We start from the raw sequence: 301 nt of genomic DNA on the forward strand, positions 1-301 counted from the left end.
CGTTGTTCTTAACTTGCTTCTTTTCATCATCAGTTAAGTGACTTGGATCCTTAACAGTTACCTTGTCGCCTGGAACATTTGGCGTAATGTTACCAGCATCAGTTGTGGCGCCCTTTTGGCCTTGAACTAATTGGTCACCTGGTATGGTGTCCTTTGAACCATCTGGGTAAGTTACTGTAGCTGTACCGTCAGCACCTACTGTAACTGTAGTGCCAGCTGGGAACTTATCCTTGTTTGCATTATCGACGTTGTTCTTAACTTGCTTCTTTTCATCATCAGTTAAGTGACTTGGATCCTTAAC

Annotated in this window: 1 pseudogene; it reads right to left on the reverse strand. The window is 43.2% G+C overall.

Annotation, left to right across the window (positions count from 1 at the left end):
• A pseudogene (locus tag CP366_RS10560) lies at positions 1 to 301 on the reverse strand (hypothetical protein); the annotation flags it as partial.

The sequence above is a fragment of the Lactobacillus sp. UMNPBX15 genome, assembly GCF_002553785.1.
GTDB classification, from domain to species: Bacteria; Bacillota; Bacilli; order Lactobacillales; family Lactobacillaceae; genus Lactobacillus; species Lactobacillus crispatus.